Source organism: Gilliamella sp. ESL0232 (genome assembly GCF_013346885.1).
In the GTDB taxonomy this organism is placed as follows: Bacteria; Pseudomonadota; Gammaproteobacteria; order Enterobacterales; family Orbaceae; genus Gilliamella; species Gilliamella bombi.
The window spans coordinates 22534-40956 of sequence record NZ_JAAEDW010000009.1; the positions used below are offsets into that span (position 1 = coordinate 22534).

Annotated in this window: 18 protein-coding genes, 1 tRNA gene and 1 pseudogene; 4 read left to right on the plus strand and 16 right to left on the minus strand. The window is 34.7% G+C overall.

Annotation, left to right across the window (positions count from 1 at the left end; genetic code table 11):
• Positions 1 to 8: 8 nt before the first annotated feature.
• The 12 genes from prfB to recC all read right to left on the minus strand — a co-directional run bounded on the left by prfB (position 9) and on the right by recC (position 12543).
• Positions 9 to 1107 (minus strand): peptide chain release factor 2 gene (gene prfB / locus GYW75_RS09840; RefSeq protein WP_174799264.1). Its coding sequence is split into 2 segments (ribosomal slippage): positions 9 to 1031 and positions 1033 to 1107, totalling 1098 coding nucleotides; the frame shifts between segments, so codons are not numbered across the junction.
• Between the two features lie 189 nt (positions 1108 to 1296).
• The gene (locus GYW75_RS09845; RefSeq protein WP_174799265.1) at positions 1297 to 1923 is read right to left on the minus strand and encodes a Fe-Mn family superoxide dismutase; all 627 of its coding nucleotides are present in this window, start codon (positions 1921 to 1923) and stop codon (positions 1297 to 1299) included.
• A gap of 121 nt (positions 1924 to 2044) precedes the next feature.
• Positions 2045 to 2887, minus strand: a complete 843-nt coding sequence (locus GYW75_RS09850) for a VanW family protein (protein WP_065590684.1) — start codon at positions 2885 to 2887, stop codon at positions 2045 to 2047.
• A gap of 34 nt (positions 2888 to 2921) precedes the next feature.
• A complete protein-coding gene (locus GYW75_RS09855) occupies positions 2922 to 3650 on the minus strand; it encodes a type 1 glutamine amidotransferase (RefSeq protein ID WP_174799266.1) in 729 nt (242 codons plus the stop codon).
• 211 nt (positions 3651 to 3861) lie between these two features.
• Positions 3862 to 3937 (minus strand) — tRNA-Asn (locus GYW75_RS09860).
• Positions 3938 to 4034: 97 nt separating this feature from the next.
• Complete coding sequence (locus GYW75_RS09865) at positions 4035 to 4610, minus strand: YiiX/YebB-like N1pC/P60 family cysteine hydrolase (protein WP_174799267.1); 576 nt, start codon at positions 4608 to 4610, stop codon at positions 4035 to 4037.
• Entirely contained in the window at positions 4594 to 5181 is a 588-nt protein-coding gene (locus GYW75_RS09870; protein ID WP_174799268.1) for a biotin transporter BioY, read from the minus strand. Before GYW75_RS09870 ends, GYW75_RS09865 begins: the two co-directional genes overlap by 17 nt.
• 156 nt (positions 5182 to 5337) lie before the next feature.
• A complete protein-coding gene (locus GYW75_RS09875) occupies positions 5338 to 5970 on the minus strand; it encodes an MBL fold metallo-hydrolase (RefSeq protein WP_065561679.1) in 633 nt (210 codons plus the stop codon).
• A gap of 4 nt (positions 5971 to 5974) precedes the next feature.
• Entirely contained in the window at positions 5975 to 7378 is a 1404-nt protein-coding gene (locus tag GYW75_RS09880; RefSeq protein ID WP_174799269.1) for a DHA2 family efflux MFS transporter permease subunit, read from the minus strand.
• A 128-nt stretch (positions 7379 to 7506) separates the two neighbouring features.
• Positions 7507 to 8472, minus strand: a complete 966-nt coding sequence (gene panS / locus GYW75_RS09885; protein WP_174799270.1) for a ketopantoate/pantoate/pantothenate transporter PanS — start codon at positions 8470 to 8472, stop codon at positions 7507 to 7509.
• A gap of 67 nt (positions 8473 to 8539) precedes the next feature.
• Positions 8540 to 9319, minus strand: coding sequence for a TatD family hydrolase (locus GYW75_RS09890; RefSeq protein ID WP_174799271.1), 780 nt, complete (start codon positions 9317 to 9319; stop codon positions 8540 to 8542).
• 14 nt (positions 9320 to 9333) lie between these two features.
• The gene (gene recC / locus GYW75_RS09895; RefSeq protein ID WP_174799272.1) at positions 9334 to 12543 is read right to left on the minus strand and encodes an exodeoxyribonuclease V subunit gamma; all 3210 of its coding nucleotides are present in this window, start codon (positions 12541 to 12543) and stop codon (positions 9334 to 9336) included.
• A gap of 159 nt (positions 12544 to 12702) precedes the next feature.
• Here recC and GYW75_RS12815 point away from each other — a divergent pair.
• Positions 12703 to 13160: pseudogene (locus tag GYW75_RS12815) on the plus strand (transposase); the annotation flags it as partial.
• Positions 13161 to 13408: 248 nt separating this feature from the next.
• Here GYW75_RS12815 and rnhB read toward each other — a convergent pair.
• From rnhB to fabZ, 4 genes are read right to left on the minus strand one after another with little or no spacing between them, the layout of a single operon-like run.
• Positions 13409 to 13999 (minus strand): ribonuclease HII, encoded by a 591-nt coding sequence (rnhB, locus tag GYW75_RS09905; protein ID WP_174799273.1) that lies wholly within the window; start codon positions 13997 to 13999, stop codon positions 13409 to 13411.
• 33 nt (positions 14000 to 14032) lie between these two features.
• Complete coding sequence (lpxB, locus tag GYW75_RS09910) at positions 14033 to 15175, minus strand: lipid-A-disaccharide synthase (RefSeq protein WP_174799274.1); 1143 nt, start codon at positions 15173 to 15175, stop codon at positions 14033 to 14035.
• Positions 15175 to 15954 (minus strand): acyl-ACP--UDP-N-acetylglucosamine O-acyltransferase, encoded by a 780-nt coding sequence (gene lpxA / locus GYW75_RS09915; protein ID WP_174799275.1) that lies wholly within the window; start codon positions 15952 to 15954, stop codon positions 15175 to 15177. The genes lpxB and lpxA overlap by 1 nt, the downstream gene beginning before the upstream one ends.
• Before the next feature lie 44 nt (positions 15955 to 15998).
• A complete protein-coding gene (gene fabZ, locus GYW75_RS09920; RefSeq protein WP_174799276.1) occupies positions 15999 to 16445 on the minus strand; it encodes a 3-hydroxyacyl-ACP dehydratase FabZ in 447 nt (148 codons plus the stop codon).
• 228 nt (positions 16446 to 16673) lie between these two features.
• Here fabZ and fkpA point away from each other — a divergent pair, with 228 nt between their 5' ends.
• From fkpA to tusC, 3 genes are read left to right on the plus strand one after another with little or no spacing between them, the layout of a single operon-like run.
• Positions 16674 to 17462: an FKBP-type peptidyl-prolyl cis-trans isomerase gene (fkpA, locus tag GYW75_RS09925; RefSeq protein ID WP_174799277.1), complete on the plus strand. Its 789-nt coding sequence runs from the start codon at positions 16674 to 16676 to the stop codon at positions 17460 to 17462.
• Positions 17463 to 17466: 4 nt separating this feature from the next.
• Complete coding sequence (gene tusD / locus GYW75_RS09930) at positions 17467 to 17832, plus strand: sulfurtransferase complex subunit TusD (RefSeq protein WP_366941233.1); 366 nt, start codon at positions 17467 to 17469, stop codon at positions 17830 to 17832.
• 14 nt (positions 17833 to 17846) lie between these two features.
• Positions 17847 to 18200 carry a sulfurtransferase complex subunit TusC gene (gene tusC, locus GYW75_RS09935; RefSeq protein ID WP_174799278.1) on the plus strand — a complete coding sequence of 118 codons (354 nt, stop codon included), beginning with the start codon at positions 17847 to 17849 and terminating at the stop codon, positions 18198 to 18200.
• Positions 18201 to 18423 lie beyond the last annotated feature (223 nt).

An 18423-nucleotide genomic window follows, 5' to 3' on the forward strand; every position in this document is an offset into this window, starting at 1 on the left:
CAAGCGGTTTATAAACCTGCTTTTAAGCTTTCTTCAATAAATTGATCTAAATCGCCATCTAATACGGCCTGTGTATTACGAGTTTCAACGCCAGTACGCAAATCCTTGATACGCGAATCATCAAGTACGTAAGAGCGAATTTGGCTTCCCCAACCAATATCAGATTTAGTCTCTTCCATTTGTTGTTTTTCAGCATTCTTTTTTTGCATCTCAAGCTCATACAGTTTTGCTTTTAACTGTTTCATTGCTTGATCTTTATTGCTGTGTTGTGAACGGTTATTTTGACATTGAGTAACAATACCCGTAGGAATATGAGTGATTCGTACAGCAGACTCAGTTTTATTTACATGTTGACCACCAGCGCCTGACGCACGGTATACATCGATACGGAGATCGGCAGGGTTAATGTCGATATCAATATCATCATCAATTTCAGGATAAACAAATACAGAAGCAAACGAGGTATGGCGTCGATTGCCTGAGTCAAATGGACTTTTGCGAACTAGGCGGTGTACTCCAGTTTCTGTGCGTAACCAACCGTAAGCATAATCACCCGATACTTTAATCGTTGCCGATTTGATACCAGCAACATCACCATCCGATACTTCCATCACTTCAGTTGCAAAACCTTTTGATTCAGCCCAGCGTAAATACATCCTAAGTAACATTTCTGCCCAATCTTGTGCTTCAGTTCCCCCTGAGCCTGATTGGATATCTAAATAACAATCTGCACTATCATATTTACCAGAAAACATTCGTCGGAATTCAAGTCCAGCCAGTTTTTTCTCTAACTGTTCAAGTTCAAAATTAGTTTCATCGAAAGTATCTTGATCTTCAGCTTCAATAGCAAGTTCAAGCAAGCCTTCAACATCGTCAAGACCTTGAGTTAATGAATGAATGGTATTGATTATTTCATCAAGTGCAACGCGTTCTTTACCTAACGCTTGTGCTTTTTCTGGATCGGCCCATACTTCGGATTGCTCTAGCTCGGCATTGACTTCTTCGAGCCGTTCTTTTTTTAGATCATAGTCAAAGATACCCCCGAATCACGGCTGTGCGTTCGGTAAGTTCTGCTATCTTTAATTTAACTGGATTAATTTCAAACATGATTTAAATGGAGTTGCTCTGTTTTATGATTTATTAAACAAGCGTCCATTGTAGCGGATTTGGGCATAATTTAGCAATTGCCAATTACTATTTTTGACTTTGACTCAGTAAATAAAGCATTGCTCAAAAAGAAAAGATGGCGCACTAGGCGCCACTTTTTAAGATGAAAAGGATATGAGTACAATCGAGTTATTTTTTTGCTTCAGCGTATAGCTCAGCAACTTTATCCCAATTAACTACATTCCAAAATGCACCAATGTAATCAACACGGCGATTTTGATATTTCAAATAATAAGCATGTTCCCAAACATCTAGTGTTAAAATCGGCGTACCAGAAACACCAGCAAATTTTTCGCCCATTATCGGTGAATCTTGATTGGCTGTAGAAACGACTTCAAGTTTACCATTTTGTAATACTAACCAAGCCCAACCTGAACCAAATCGAGTTGCTGCCGCTGCTGCAAATTTTTCTTTAAATGCATCAACTGAACCAAAATCTTTTTCGATGGCCGCTTTTAGGTCGCCTTTTAGTTTAGTACCAACTTTTAATAGTTCCCAGAAAAGAGTGTGATTAACATGACCACCTACGTTATTTTTAATACCCGTAATTTTGTCAGCAGGTACTTTATCTAAATTTTTTAACAAAGTGCTAGGGCAAAGTTCTTTTAATTCAGCTGGCAAAGTTTCAAGAATGGCATTTGCATTGTTCACATAGGTTTGATGATGTTTATCGTGATGCAGATGCATAGTTTCAGAATCAATATAAGGTTCTAATGCATCATAAGCATAAGGTAATGGAGGTAAAGTATAAGCCATGAAATTTGCTCCTTTCATATATTAGGTATTATTAACTACTTTATTTCATGAGTATACGGGCTATTAGTATAGCTCTCAAACTATCACTTAGATAGCTAGTGACTATCTGTTATCAGAATGACTATTGCTTTTTCAATTCGTCTTCATTATTTGCTATAAATGGGGTATACATCATAATTGCGTGGTTTTCGCTGATGAGCTTTTCTTCAACATGGTTATCAATTAAATGTGTTTTACGTTGCCATATTTTATTATGTCTGGTATAACCTCCCCACCATTGTTGTTCAATACGATGATCGGTTTCTAGGATTTCATAATGATTACTTAAGGGGGTATCAGCAAGTAATTCGCCATGTAAATATTGATCATCAAGCCAAAGATTAAGCCGGTAAGTGCTATTGGTTTTATTGATTAACTGTAAATCTACATAGTTATAAGATAAGGTGGCGCCACAAGCAAAAGGAATCGTTCGATTAATATCGGGAAAAACATCAAAACTATGACGCCAACGTTCTATGATTGTAAGATCGGAGTGTAATACAATCCAATAAATCAAATTACCTAATTGGCATAATCCTCCACCAATATCTTTGCCTATCTGTCCATTATGTAATGATAGTCCTTCTAAAAATCCCCTTTTTTTGGATGGGCGTCCTACTTTTTGCCAGATCGAAAAACGTTGATTAGGCTTAATGATTGAACCATTAAGTTTTTCAATTGCTAATCTAAGATTAGTGATTTTGTTATATTGTAAATACATATCAACATCTTTTAGTTGTCTTAATAAAACAGACTGATGTTTTTTGTGTGAATAACAACATGTATTATTATTTATGTCGACAGTGCAATATGCGTTACGATGTCGCCACCAATCAAATTTTCGTTTTAAGATAAAATATTCTTTGCCTAATTTTAGCCTTAATTTACTGCGTTTTATCGGTTTATCGATAATAATATCCTGCATATTTTCCATTCCCTTATCGACAAGATATAATCAGTTATTTTTCTAAAGGTGACAGATAGCGTTGGCTTAACTTGTCGAGAAAAGTGAAAAGTTTTTGATTCATTTCAGTGTAATCATGAGAGCGAAGCTTATCAGGTGTATCGACAAAGCGGTATTTTTCTGCTTGGCTAAGTTCCTTTTGTGAATGGGTAATTAATAATTCGACTACTTCAGGTGTTAACTCCATATGGCATTGGAAACCATAAACAAATTTACTGTATGCAATGATTTGACGAGGACACCCTTCACTATACGCAATAATTTGAGCATCTTTGGTTAAACCTGGCATATCATTGTGCCAATGACCGACTTCTAATGTACTACCAAAATCAGTAAACAAAGGATTTGTTTTACCGATTTGAGTTAACATAATAGGGAATTTGCCAATTTCTTTTTCTGGGCTGTTGCTATAATTTGCCCCTAGAGCTTCGCCGATTAATTGTGAACCAAGACATACACCAATGACTACTCTCTCTGCTTTTATTGCTGATAAAATAATGGCTTGTTCTGCTTTAGAATCAAAATGAGCACATTCTTGTTTGGTCGTTGATGGTGACTGTGGACCGCCCATAACAATAAGAAAGTCGATATCATCAATGCTATTAGGAAGTGGTTCATTAAGGTAAACGCGAGAATAAGTTATAGTGTGATGATTATTTATCGCCCATTGTTCATAAGCTCCGGGCGCTTCAAAATCCTCATGAATAATAAAATGTATATGCATTAATAACTCCTCCTTGTCTATAAATATCATTATTAACATTATGATTTGATAAAATTTATATCAAAGGATATAAATTTATTTTTGAGTTATTATGAATAATTTATTTGCAATTGCAATACAGAATTTTGAACTAACACGATAAAAAATAGGTAAAAAGAAATCACTTAAAATATGAAACAACAGGGAAAGATAAATATGAAAATCTGAAAGTTGGCTCCTCCAACAGGACTTGAACCTGTGACATACGGATTAACAGTCCGCCGTTCTACCGACTGAACTATGGAGGAACCGAAATGTAGCGCGCATATTATAGATTTAATGGCGCTATGTCAATAGTTAAATTATTTTAAATGTTTTTTTGTGTAAAATTTCCTCCTTTTATTATCATTCAAGTGTTAGGATTGTCTTGAATAAATGGCGTTGTCTAAGTAATTGCTGTGGGTGCGATCCTAGTTCATGTTGTGGAATAATCTGATTTAGATCGCGATAATAATCAACCCAATAAGATAAAATCTCATTTGTCGCTAAATCTTTAAAATTCATTGGATATAATGCGAAATAATTATTACCTTGCTCAGTTTTAAAGGCATAAGTAATTAGTTCACTGCAATAAAACCCATCTGCATTGGGATGAAAGCTGTGATTGTAAGGTGAACCCAAGCATTTCTTTACCCGTCTTAATGCATTTTGAATAACAACTAAATCATGGATTCTACCAATGATATTGTGCTTAGCTGCACAAATAAAATTAGTAAACGATTGTTCAATCACGCCATAGTTTTGCGTTGCTTCAATAACGGTATTATTTCCAATATATAAACCAACATGATTAATACTTTTGGTTATTTCATCTATCTTTGACAATGCACCTGAAAGGCTTACAGCGCCATTAAAAGCATTATTTTTTTTTAGGCTTTGGAAGATAATATCTCCACATTGGATATTATTGTTTTTTAGCACGATAGCGCCATAGCGAAAACATTACACAAGTTGCAATAATAAATTTAAGCGCATCCACACCAACAAATGGCAGATAACCCACTTTTAAAGCATCAATTAGCGTGATGTGTAAATAGCCCATTAAATAGACAACGCCAAATACAAATAACAATTGATGCGCACAAGCGAATGCAATTAAACCTAAAATAAAGTGACGATCATAACCTCTTTCTGCTGCAAACCCTGCTAAATAGGCACTAAATACATAGCCATATAAGTAACCTGAAGATGGTGATGCTAACGCCATAATTCCACCACTACCATTGGCAAATAGCGGTAACCCAATTGCACCTAAAATAAGGTATTGGAGTATTGCTAATGCACCTAGTTTACGACCTAAAAAAGCACCAGTTAACAATACAGCCAATGATTGTAATGTAAATGGAACAGGGTAAGTTGGAATACTAATGTTAGCGGCTAATCCTAAAAGTAATGCTGCACTTGTTGTGGTTAATAATTTACGTTGCCAAGAAGATAAATTTACAAGTGTAGTGATAAATGTTGGATAATACGAAGTCGGTTGAAGTTTCATTATTTTCTACCTTTTATATAAATAGTAGAACTATAATAGCGCAATTATTATTGTTGTAAACTTTTTTGTTTTTAATTTGTTTACATTGGAGTGGAATATAGGATATTTTTATCACACTCTAAAATAAAGAGTGTGATAATTAAAATAATTTGTTACTTAAACTAAGTAAGGATTACTAACTCGTTCATGACCAAAACTAGACATAGGTCCGTGGCCTGGTACAAAAATAAAGTCATCCCCAAGTGGTAATAATTTATTAGTGATTGATGAAATTAAATCGGCATGGTTGCCTCGTGGAAAATCAGTTCTTCCTATACTACTTTTAAATAATACATCGCCGACAAAAGCCAGCTTATCCAAATGGTTAATAAAAACAATATGTCCCGGAGTGTGACCCGGGCAAAAAAGTACATCAAGGCTAATATTACCAACTTGAATCTGCTCACCTTCTTTTAACCAACGATCAGGCAAAAAGCTATCAGTATAAGGAAAACCGAATTGTGTACTTTGTTGTGGTAAACTTGTTAATAGAAATTCATCTTCTTGGCTTGGTCCAATAATCTTCACATCATAATGTTTAGCCAATATAGTTGCAGCACCGACATGATCCAAATGTCCATGGGTTAATAAAATCTGCTTAATATTAACGCCTAGCTTTTCAACCGCTTTTATAAGCAGTTCGGGTTCACCTCCGGGATCAATAAATGCACCTTCCATGGTTTGATCGCACCAAATGATGCTACAATTTTCTTGGAAAGCTGTAACTGGGATGATTTGGTACTGGAACATAGATTTATCTCCTTATTTCTTGCTGATGATTGGTTAGATTTTGTCCGTCTTCTTTTTTTAATTGTGCAAAAATAATGCTTGATAAAACGGTAATCATACCAAGTATAACAAATGTTAACTGAAATGAGTGAATAGTACTTGTTGTGGTGCTAATTAAGCGTAATAAAACAGCACCCAATCCGGTACCAAAACTAATTGCTAATTGTTGATTTACTGCCATTAAGCTATTGCCACTACTTGTATTGTCGTTTTCTAGATTAGCTAAGGTTATGCTATTCATGGACGTGTATTGCATGGAGTTGATTCCACCGATACAAAATAGCAATAAACTGATAAGAATAAGTGGTGTCGATAAATTTAATACGGACATTAAAATAATCATTATGCCAGCTAAAATTGTATTAGTAACTAGTACGAAACGGTAACCTAAACGTGCTAAAATACGTGGAATAAAGATTCGAGTACAAATTGAAGCAATGGCCATTGGCATCAACATAATGCCGGCAAAAATAGCTGAATAACCAAATCCCACTTGTAATAATAGTGGAATAAGAAAAGGCACTCCTGATATACCTAATCGGCAAATTAAATTTCCGATAATTCCTATTTTGAACGTACGGATTTTAAATAGCGATAGTGGGAATAATGGAGTTTGTTTCTTTTTTGCATATTCACGATAAATAAATAAAAAAAGTAGACTAATTGTCGCAAGTAGTAATGGACAATAATATGTCTGATTTTGGTTTAAAATCTCTACACTCAAAGTGGCGCTAATAAAGCTAATAACAATAAATATAAAGCCTAATAGATCAAAAGGCATGTGTTGGCCTTTTAAGTTAGGCATGTATTTCCAACTAATTATTATACCTAAAATACCAATGGGTAAATTAATAAAAAACACCCAGTGCCAACTTACCATATCAACTAGATATCCTCCCAATACTGGCCCTAAAACGGGACCAATTAATCCAGGAATCGTGGCTGTATTTAACGCAGCTAAAAAATCACTACGCTTAAAAGATTTTATCAATACTAAACGTGATATAGGCACCATCATCGAGCCACCAACACCTTGGATCACTCGTGATATATCTAAAAAAATTAATGAATTAGATAAAGCGCAAAGTAATGAGCCCAGTGTGAATAGTGAAACGGCCATGACAAAAATATTTCTAGTGCCAAATTTATCTGATAAAAAACCACTAACAGGAATAAATAATGCAAGGGTCAAAGCATAACTTATCACGGCTGATTGCATATTTAATGGGGACTCATTGAGGTCGTTAGCCATAGTGGGGAGAGCTGTATTTAATATCGAGGTATCAAGTGATTGCATAAAGAATGCAAACGCCGCAATCCACGGTAATATACGATAGACAAACGGTGGTAACTGTAATTCGCTATTCATTTTAATTTGGCCTAAAATTAATTTAAATGCTAGTGGAGCGGTTGGATATAAGCTCAGAAAATTAAGCTCTCTTACTTAGAGTTGATTAAGAAAGAGAGCTGATGAATGCTATTTTACAATATTATTTGTTAATGATTGGATTTTTTCTTATTCTTTACTGGTTTACCTTGCCAATAACCAGCCAGTAATGAACCTGAAATATTGTGCCAAACAGAAAATACTGCAGCAGGTAGAGCTGATAAAGCTGAAAAGTAGGTGGTGCCTAAAGTAGCTGCAAGGGCAGAGTTTTGCATTCCTACTTCAAGTGACATGGTTCTGCAGGTTGATTCATCAAAACCAAATAAACGTCCTCCCCAGTAACCACCAAGCAATCCTAACGCATTATGAATCACAACTGCAAAAATAACAGTGCCCCCCACTTGGCCAATTTGAGTATGGCTACCTGCTACTACAATACAAATAATTAATAAAATACAAATCATTGATAAAAGTGGTAAAAATTGCTCACATTTTTTAACAATAGCATTTAAGAAATGGTGAACAATTAATCCTAATATAATCGGTATTAGTACAATCTGTACAATATGTACAAGCATTCCCCAAACAGGGACTTCAACTGTTGTTCCAACTAATAGTAGTGTTATCAGTGGTGTTATAACTACCCCCACAAGTGTCGAAACAGATGAAATTGTAACAGACAATGCAACATCACCTTTGGCAAGATAAATCATCACATTTGATGCTGTTCCGCTAGCTACGCTTCCAACTAACACCATGCCAACCAATAGTTCTGGTCTCATTGTAAACAGTTTTGATAAAATTAGAGCAGTTAACGGCATAACAATGTAATGTAACAAAGTACAAATAACCACCGCTTTAGGTTTGGTGACTACACGTCTAAAATCATCAATACTTAATGTAACTCCCATGGTGAACATCACAAACATGAGTAATTGTGATGTATAGGGACGTATAGGTGTAAAAGTATCAGGAGAAAAATAGGCCATAACCGCACACAAAACTGCCCACAAAGGAAATAATCGGGTGAGGGAGGAAATAGATTGAGCAAATAGTTGATTCAATTGTCTAGCCATATAAACCTACTGTCGTTGGTTTACTAAAATAACTTCATAATAATAGTAAATTTATTTTAGTTGCTTGTTAAATTTTTATTCTATTGATTCCACTAAATAGCGTCAAGGTATTTGCTAAAATTGTGTTAAGTATGTGTTCTGGTGATTCAGTGCGTAATTGTGTCAATATTTTAAAAACCTCAGTGATATATTCAGGGCGATTTGCTTGACCTTGACGCCCACTTAATGGCATGTCGGGCGCATCTGTTTCAAGTACTAGGCTGCTAAGTGGTAATTGAGCAATTGTATTGCGAGTTTTATTCGCACGTTCATAACTAATTACGCCACCTACACCAATATAATAACCCAGCTTAACAAATTGCATGGCTTGTTGATAGCTACCTGAAAATCCATGTATGACGCCACGACAAGGTAAATTGGCCTTGTGTAATTCACGGTACATAATATCGTGCGCTTTGCGTGAATGTATTAAAACGGGCAAATCAAACTGTTTGGCAATTGTTAATTGCGACCTAAAAAATAATAATTGTTGTTGCCAATCGATACTTAAATCGTAGCGATCGAGCCCGATTTCACCAATGGCAACTAATTTTTTAGGTTTTGTTTTAACAATATTGGTTAATAGTTCTAAATCAGCCATAGTATGTTGATAGATAGGATGCAACCCCAAAGCGGCATAAAGTTCATGGTATTTATTCGTAAGTTGTAAAACAGCATCAAAATAGTTAGCACTAACTGCGGGTATAATTAACCCAACGATATTCGCTTGGCGAATCTTATTTATTGAATCAGCAAGAAAATCACTAAAAGGTGGAAAATCAAAATGACAATGTGTATCAATAAACATAATGCTAATGCCTCTTATTCTGCCGTTGTTTGATGTAATAAAATTGGCAATAAAAATCGCTCAGCAGTAAATATAATTTGTTCAATCAGTGTATCGGTTAACTCAGGATAAAGACGAGTATAATAACTGTCACACTCGGCGGATTGGTTAAATCCGCCTTGCCATGAATTTAAAAGTTGATTGATAGCTCTTTCACTAGCGATAATCTGACCTGTTTTTTTATCATAAGCTGTAATTAACCAACTCCACGAACTTTTTAATGGCATTAATAATGGTTCATTGATACCTTGCAGATAGCCTTCAACTAAATTAGTTAATATGGCTAAAGCCTGATCTGCATTTAAATGTGAAAATCGCCATTCATTATCGTCCCGACCATACATACGACTTTGACTATCAATTTTATCAGGATTTAAAATGCAATAAATCAAATGATCAATCCACAACGAAATACCATCGCGAATCGAAAGCTTTGACGGTCGCCATGTCAATATACCATCGTCTTGAATGTGAGTTAACCAACCTTGTAATTGGTAATGTTGATCATTAGATGAAATGGTTAAATTAACTTCTTGCGTTGTCATAACTAAACGTTCTTGCTCAACTTTATTGGCCAAAGGTTGCAGTGATTCAAGTTGATTATCATAAATAATTTCACCAAACGCACCATCTGGTAAGTCACCTGTTAACGCTAATCGTTGATAGAAATCATCTGATTGTTGCGATCTATTGGCAATTAATTCATTTAAAATCTGTAAGTTTAATTGATAGCGCTTTAAGCTATCAAGATTAAAGTTTTCGGCATCTGGTAAGGTATCATCCAGATAATTTATATAAAAATTAAACCGTTTTTGTAAAAATAGCCTAATAGAGTGCTGGTAAAATCGTTTTAATTCATCAAGATTAATATTATCTATACTAATAATTGGTATTTCACTAATAAATAACTGACTTTCACCTTGTTGCAATGCTGCAGGTAACCACTCATCGGCATAGCTTTTGGGTTCTTGTAAAAAATTTTGGGGATTAAACGGTGTGCGTGTATGGTTTACACGTAAAAAATCTAAGCTATTTGTAGTGCCATCTGTATTATTTTTAGCCTTGCCATAATATTGGCCAATATATTCCCAAAACTCATCAACAAGTATAGAAGGATAACGTTCACTATTATCTTTCATATCGCGACCAATATAACTGATATACAACTGTTTTTGCGCAGATAAAATTGCTTCTAAAAAAAGGTAACGATCATCTGTGCGACGGCTACGATCCCCTCGTCTTGGATGTTGTGCGATTAAATCAAAATCAAGTGGAAGAGACGTTCTTGGATAATCGCCGTCATTCATACCAAGTAAACAAACAACTTTAAATGGAATAGAACGCATTGGCATCATGGTACAAAAATTTATCTTACCAACTAAAAAACGATGCGCTAAATGATTTTGCTCTAAGCGTGATTGCATAGCATCATGTAGAATAGTGATAGAAATATTATCTGTATAACAAGCCGATAATCCACTATTAATCAGTTCTTGCCATTCTTCTTCGATCATCAATAAAATGGATTCACGTTGAACATTACTTACAAAAAAGTCATTGATTAATTCAAGGCAACAAGGTTGCCAATTAATTAGCGGTTTTTCTTCATTTAAGATAGCAAACCACTTACTTACAACTTTAATAAATTCGGCTAATTGGCCTATTAATTCGGCATCTAAACCTGTTGCACCCTCATAAGGTAATATTTGTTGCCAACCGCCTTGTTCACTGTTCATCGTGTAACCGAGTAATAACCGCTCAAGCCCAAATAACCAACTATGTGCACTATCAAGTCCAAAACGAATGCCTGACTCAACAATCCAAGTTCGCAACAAGGTTAATTGAGATTCGTTAATAGCGAATTTTTCGGCAATAGCAGGGATTTCAAGTAAATTAAATAGTTCTTCTGCTTTAAATCGACTATTTGGAAAATTTAAAATGGCAAAAAAGCCTTGAACGATAGGATCGATATTTCGTGCTTTTTGATCTGAAATAGTAAAAGGTAAATAGCGCTTTTCAACAGCATTACCAAAGACGGCTCGAATATAAGGAACATACTTATCAATATCTGATACCATAACTATGCAATCGCGCAACTCCAGCGTAGGATCTGCATCAAAAACCGATAGCAGGTAGTCATACAATACCTCAACTTCACGTTGTTCACTATGGCAGGCATGAAACGAAATCGACTTATCTGTTACGGCAAAAGTTTTATTATCAAAATCGGTTTGATACAGTTCTAAAATATCTTGCTGAATAGCATGTAATAGACAAGAACGATCCTGATCGGCAAACGCTTCAATATCTTGCTTATTATTAAATTCTTGTAACAAAAATAGATTATCACGCCCAAGTTTTCCCCATGAGGTTAACAGAGGATTGGGTATTTTATCGGGTGTATTTAATATATCTGACAACTGTTTTTCAGCAATATCGCCCCAATACCATTTACACGGATTATTAAACATTAAATGGACATCAATATGTTGGCCAAGTGCTGAAAGTAGCGAAAGATAAATAGGAGGAAGAGAAGTAATACCAAAAATAAAAATACGGTTAGGTAATGCATCTAAACGTGAACGTTCAAAGTTATTATTTAATAACATTTCAAGCATTTGTTGATAAATATTAGCGCGATGATAAGGTTGGCTAATTGATATTAGTTTTCGCCACAACTCCGCTTGCCACGTTTCATCAGAATGATGATTCAATTCGGCAACAGTCTGGTTTGCCTCCCATTTTGCTAGCCAATCTGGACGGTAAACTAAATATTGGTCAAATAATCGTGCAATACGCGTTGCAAGCTGATACCGTTTTTTATCTTGCTTATCAATATCAAGATAATGTTTAAGCGCGCTAAACTCAGGTTGTTTAATAACTTGAGGTAACAAATAATACAAACGCCAACTCATTGATTCAACATTAAAGCTATTTTCAATTGGCGCCTCTGGTAACAAGACTTGATAAAGTTGCCAAATAAACTGAGTTGGAAAAAGAAAATCAACATTAGCCACGATACCAAGTTCATCCGCTAACGCAATTTGCAACCATTGTGCCATACCTTGGCTTTGCACCATGACTATATCAGGTGTAAACACCTCCTCTAATGGTTGCCTGCGCATCAATTCACTCAATAATGTTTTGAGTAAATCGACTTGATTTGAATGATAAATGGTAAACATAACAACACTAATTATTAGTAAGATTGGGTTAAGATTATCGCTGATCGTTATTAATAAATCTAGTTGCTATTCTAGTATCAATTTTATAAGTAAGATAGCCATTAACGAGTAATAATGAATGGGGAGGTTATCTTTGATGGTAATTTTTTAAATGGCATAATGACATTTGAAGGAATACGATTCCGAATGAGAACGGGTATTCCTTGGCGAAATTAATCAACTATATTTGGTTAATGGAATACAGTCTATAGACGTTTTAATTTATGGTCTAGAAAAGGCATATTAATATATTATCAAAAAATTATTAAGTATAGCTAATCTCGAATGGGCTTTCCTCGATGATTCTATTATGTGAGCGCATCAACATAGCTCAAAATTCACCAACTCAGCATTAAGAACAGATAGGAAAAAACTATGGAGGAAACTCAACTAAAATCCACCTTTCTGTTAATAGCATGGATTGATATATGTATAAATATCGCCATTTAATTAAAAATACGTTTGACATAATTAAGCAGTATCGTTCAATATCAAAAAGATATGATAAATTAGAAAGCAATTATGCCTGCATGTTATTGCTGGCATTTATACTTATGTGGCTACCAATGTATTATTGATTAATATATGAACACAAAAGATCAACAGACCCTAATAGCGAAATTGCTAAATTAAAGCAATTAGTTTGGAAAATAATTTATGATAAGGCACTTAAATTGAAAATTGGCCAATTACAAACCATCAAAGATTTTAATCTTTCATCGTCTGCCGTGAAATGGAAACAAAATTCCTTATCAAGAAATGGTCATTTTACCAGTTTCTATTTTTAACTCACAATTGCTGACAACGCTTGATAAACAATGGTGAATTAAAATAATATTAAACTCTTAACTGGTCCAAAACTTTTACGGTATAAATGATTAATACCATGTTCCTTTATTGCAGCTAAATGCGCTTTAGTTGGATAACCTTTGTGTTTAGCAAGTCCATACTGTGGATATAATTTATCAAGCTCAACCATTTCACGATCGCGTGTAACTTTAGCTAAAATAGACGCAGCACTGATTTCTGGCACTAATAAATCGCCTTTAACTACAGCTTGTGTTTGTATACCAAAATCGGGGCAACGATTGCCGTCAACTAATACAAAATCGGGGTTAATAGGTAATTTAGATACAGCTCGCTGCATAGCAAGCATGGAAGCATGTAATATATTTAATTTATCAATTTCGTCCACAGATGCTCTTGCAACACTCCAAGCTAAAGCATCTTGTTTGATAATATCAAATAGATGTTCTCGTTTTTTTTTGGTTAGTTTTTTAGAATCAGTTAAGCCTTTAATGGGCTTGTTAGGATCTAAAATAACTGCAGCCGTAACAACATCGCCACAAAGTGGACCTCGTCCAACTTCGTCGACACCAGCAATTAATGTAGCATCGGGGTAAGTAAATTCTAACAACAAGGTAAATCCTCTAACATTATCATTAGGATATCATTTATTTAAAACATCCAATACAGCTTGTGCAGCTTGTTCATCAGCATTACAACGGATTTGTTTATGCAAAGATAGAAAGGTGTCTTTCAATACTGAATTATCCCCTTCTAAAAAAGGGATAATACAGTTGGCGATATTTTCTGGTGTGCAATCTTGTTGCAACAATTCAGGTACAATCTCTTTACCGGCTAAAATATTAGGTAAAGACACATAAGGCGTTTTAATTAATTTTTTAGCTAACCAAAAAGTGAATGCTTTCATTTTGTACCCAACTACCATTGGACACTTAGTTAACATACATTCTAATGCCACAGTCCCCGATGCTAAGATTGCTGCATTACTTGCAATCATCGCTTCACGGGCTTGACCATGTAGTAACTGTATTTTAAGTTCTGGTGCAACTTGAGCTTTGATTTGTTCAAATTCTTTTTGTCTTTTAGCATTAACTAAAGGCACTAGAATATGTATATTAGGATAACGCTCTCGCAATAGCTTTGCTGCTTTTAAAAAAGGTGCTGATAATAATGTCACTTCAGCATGACGGCTACCTGGTAATAATGATAAACAAAGGCTATTTAAGGGAACACCTAATTGTTGACGCATAGTTGTTTGATCTGGATTTAAAGGAATATCATCCGCCATCTTATGCCCAATAAAGCGACAAGGAACATCAAACTTATCATAAAAGACTTTTTCAAAAGGTAAAAAGGCTAAAATAAGATTAGTATTACGCTTAATTTTGAAAACGCGTTTTTGCTTCCAAGCCCAAACAGATGGACTAACATAATGAATCGTTTTAATGCCAGCTTGCTTTAATTTTCCTTCTAGGGAAAGATTAAAATCGGGAGCATCAACACCAATAAATATATCGGGTTTGAGTTTAACTAGGCGTTTAGTGATATCTCGGCGAATAGATAAAATACGGCGTAATCGACCCAATACTTCAACAATTCCCATGACCGATAATTCATCCATTTCGTACCAAGCTTTACAGCCTTCGGCTTGCATTTTCGGACCCGCTATACCTACAAATTCAATATTAGAATGGTAATTTTTTAGCGCACGAATCAATCCTGCTCCAAGAATATCGCCCGAGGCTTCTCCTGCGACTAATGCAATGACTACTGTTTCATTAGCCATTAACGGATGATGCCACGCGTTGAACGGGCAAAAAAGTCAATAAACAATTGGATTTCAGAGTGTTGCTTGGCAATGGTTTCAATTTCAACTTTTGCCTCTTCAAACGATAAGCCATTTCGATAAAGGATTTTATAACTATTGCGAATCGCCTGCAAAGCATCTTTGCTAAACCCTCTACGTTTTAAGCCTTCATAATTTACGCCATGAGGTGTTGCATGATTACCTTGGGCAATAACATAAGGTGGAACATCCTGAGCAACACCTGAACAACCACCAACCATAACATGTGATCCGATCACACAAAATTGATGAACGGCTGTCATTCCGCCAATAATTACATAATCATCTAATTGAACATGCCCACCTAAAGTGGCATTATTTGCTAAAATACAATGATCACCAATATGACAATCGTGAGCAACATGTGCATTAATCATCAATAAATTATCACTACCAATTCGCGTTAATTCACCACCTTGAATAGTGCCACGGTGAATAGTTACGCTTTCACGAATCATATTACGATCACCAATTTCAGTGCGTGTTGGCTCTCCACGATATTTTAAATCTTGGTTTACCTCACCAATCGAAACAAATTGATAGATTTGGTTATCTTTACCAATTTTTGTGTGACCATTGATAACAACGTGTGATTTTAAAAAAGTACCGTCACCAATTTCAACATTCTCACCAATAAAGCAAAACGGACCAATTCTGACGTTATCGCCAATTTTTGCTCCCTTTTCAATCACTGTGCTTGGATGTATCTCCATTGCCATAGTTATTCCTTAATACTGTTTTGGGGGGAAATGCTAAAAAACGATTATTTACGGGCACACATCATTTCAGCTTCACAAACTAACTTACCATCGACAGTTGCAACACCATGGAATAATGCAATACCACGACGTTCTTTAATATATTCAACATCTAGAATAAGTTGATCTCCTGGTACAACAGGACGTTTAAAACGAGCTTTATCAATGGAAGCAAAATAATAAAGTTGACCTGGTGATAGCTCTTCAATGCTTTTGAAAGCCAATATTCCTGTCGCTTGGGCCATTGCTTCTAAAATCAAAACACCAGGAAAAATGGGTTTATTTGGAAAGTGCCCCTGAAAAAATGGCTCATTCACAGTAACATTTTTTATCGCTTTTAGTGTTTTACCTTTCTCGTAACTAAGAACTCTATCAACCATTAAAAACGGATAACGATGAGGTAACAGGCTGATGATTTCTTCAACATCAAGGGTATTAAGTTCGGTAGTCAAAATAGCTATCCTTATACATTATTACTATAAATTTTTAACATTATAACTGAGGATACCACTTTCACTCAAGGATGATTTAAATTGCAAAAGATGCTTTCCTTAATATATTATCTATGGATTACTATAGATTTATAAAATAAATGATTTGTAAACCCTTATTATCTTATATCAAATCAGATATAATAACTAAGATAATTACCCAAAAAGTTTATAATCTGGAGAAGTAGAATGAAATCATTGATTAAAATGACGTTAGTAAGCAGCGCAATTGTATTAACATTAGCTGGTTGTGATGAAAAAAATTCATCAAATAAAGTAACAATTTCAACTGATGCACAAAAGGAAGCATATGCATTAGGTTCATCATTTGCAACATACATGAAGTCAAATTTAGAACAAAATGAAATTAAACCAGACCAAGAATATTTAATCAGTGGCTTTAATGAAACTTTCCGCGATGCCTCTCAACTTTCAAAAGATGAAGTGAAAACCATCTTAGATGAATTTGGTAAAAGAATCCAAAAAGAAAACAAAGAGCGCTTTGAAAAAGAAAAAACTGAAAATACAGCATCTGGTGAGAAATTCCGTGCAGAATTTGCTAAACAAGATGGAGTAAAACAAACAAAATCAGGGTTACTTTATCAAATCACTCAAGAAGGTTCAGATCGTCATCCAACAACTCAAGATACAGTTATTGTTCATTATACAGGAACACTAACTGACGGACGTAAATTCGATAGTTCTTATGATCGAGGTGAACCAGCAACATTTCCACTAAATGCTGTTATCAAAGGTTGGACAGAAGGAATTCAGTTGATCGGAATTGGTGGAAAAATCAAACTTGTTGTACCACCTGATTTAGCTTATGGTGACCAAAGTCTTCCAGGTCAAGAAGGTAAAGCTGGAATCCAACCTGCATCAACTTTAATTTTTGAAGTTGAATTGCTTGGCATTGATGGGGATAAAAATGATAAAAATCAAGAGCCAGCTCAAAATCAAGAACAACAAGTTAACTAACTTGATTGATTCATTGAGTTATACTCTTGTTGTTATGGGTCCTGCTTATGGGACCCAATCTGCTTATTGTGCATATCAATTTGCACAAGTTTTACTGTCACAGACTCCCCATACCATTAAAAATATCTTTTTTTATGCTGATGGTGTTTATAATGGCAACAGTTATACTGATCCCGCTAATGATGAATTTGATTTAATCTCTGCATGGCAGGAATTAGCAAAAACATACCCTTTAACTTTAACTGTTTGTGTTGCTGCCGCTCAGAGGCGTGGCGTTATTAAAAATAATCTCGCAGATTATTTTCATTTAACGGGCCTTGGAGAACTAAGTGAATCAATTGCAACAACAGATCGAACTATTCAGTTTTAACTTAAGATACTGAAATGAAAAAATTAGCAATTATTATTAGCTCACCACCTCACGGAAATGCCAAAGGCCGAGAAGCTCTTGATATAGCATTGGCCATATCAGTCATTAACCACATTTCTGTTTTTTTTATTGATGATGGTGTATTCCATTTATTACCAGAACAACAACCCCATAAAATTTTAATGCGTAATTATATTGCAACTTTTAATATGCTTGAGCTTTATGATATTGATGATGTGTACGTATGTGAATCTTCACTCAAATCGAGAAATCTAATTCAAATACCTCATAATATTCCTAGTAAAGTCATTAATAATCAGTTATTAACTCAATTATTAACTCTTCAAGATGTAATTTTTCGATTCTAATTCTAGACTAAAATACAACATATTACACTGCAATAATAGGCATTATACCTAAATAAAAATCGTTCAATAAGACTATTTGTTTTATTTATTTTATCTGATTTTTCTGATTATTTATAAATACATTCTAGTATTTATAAATAAGCTAATAGTATTTTGTATATGATTAAATCAAATAAATAATCCACTCTATTTTTTCATTATACTTAAATAGGAGTAGATTATG

What these genes read in the sequence shown, in the direction of transcription:
- tusC (WP_174799278.1), top strand. Translation starts at nt 17,847, where the DNA reads ATGAAAAAATTAGCAATTATTATTAGCTCACCACCTCACGGAAATGCC.
- GYW75_RS09870 (WP_174799268.1), bottom strand. Translation starts at nt 5,181, where the DNA reads ATGAAACTTCAACCGACTTCGTATTATCCAACATTTATCACTACACTT.
- panS (WP_174799270.1), bottom strand. Translation starts at nt 8,472, where the DNA reads ATGGCTAGACAATTGAATCAACTATTTGCTCAATCTATTTCCTCCCTC.
- lpxB (WP_174799274.1), bottom strand. Translation starts at nt 15,175, where the DNA reads ATGGCTAATGAAACAGTAGTCATTGCATTAGTCGCAGGAGAAGCCTCG.
- GYW75_RS09890 (WP_174799271.1), bottom strand. Translation starts at nt 9,319, where the DNA reads ATGTTTATTGATACACATTGTCATTTTGATTTTCCACCTTTTAGTGAT.
- GYW75_RS09880 (WP_174799269.1), bottom strand. Translation starts at nt 7,378, where the DNA reads ATGAATAGCGAATTACAGTTACCACCGTTTGTCTATCGTATATTACCG.
- GYW75_RS09850 (WP_065590684.1), bottom strand. Translation starts at nt 2,887, where the DNA reads ATGCAGGATATTATTATCGATAAACCGATAAAACGCAGTAAATTAAGG.
- fkpA (WP_174799277.1), top strand. Translation starts at nt 16,674, where the DNA reads ATGAAATCATTGATTAAAATGACGTTAGTAAGCAGCGCAATTGTATTA.
- GYW75_RS09875 (WP_065561679.1), bottom strand. Translation starts at nt 5,970, where the DNA reads ATGTTCCAGTACCAAATCATCCCAGTTACAGCTTTCCAAGAAAATTGT.
- GYW75_RS09845 (WP_174799265.1), bottom strand. Translation starts at nt 1,923, where the DNA reads ATGGCTTATACTTTACCTCCATTACCTTATGCTTATGATGCATTAGAA.
- GYW75_RS09855 (WP_174799266.1), bottom strand. Translation starts at nt 3,650, where the DNA reads ATGCATATACATTTTATTATTCATGAGGATTTTGAAGCGCCCGGAGCT.
- lpxA (WP_174799275.1), bottom strand. Translation starts at nt 15,954, where the DNA reads ATGGCAATGGAGATACATCCAAGCACAGTGATTGAAAAGGGAGCAAAA.
- recC (WP_174799272.1), bottom strand. Translation starts at nt 12,543, where the DNA reads ATGTTTACCATTTATCATTCAAATCAAGTCGATTTACTCAAAACATTA.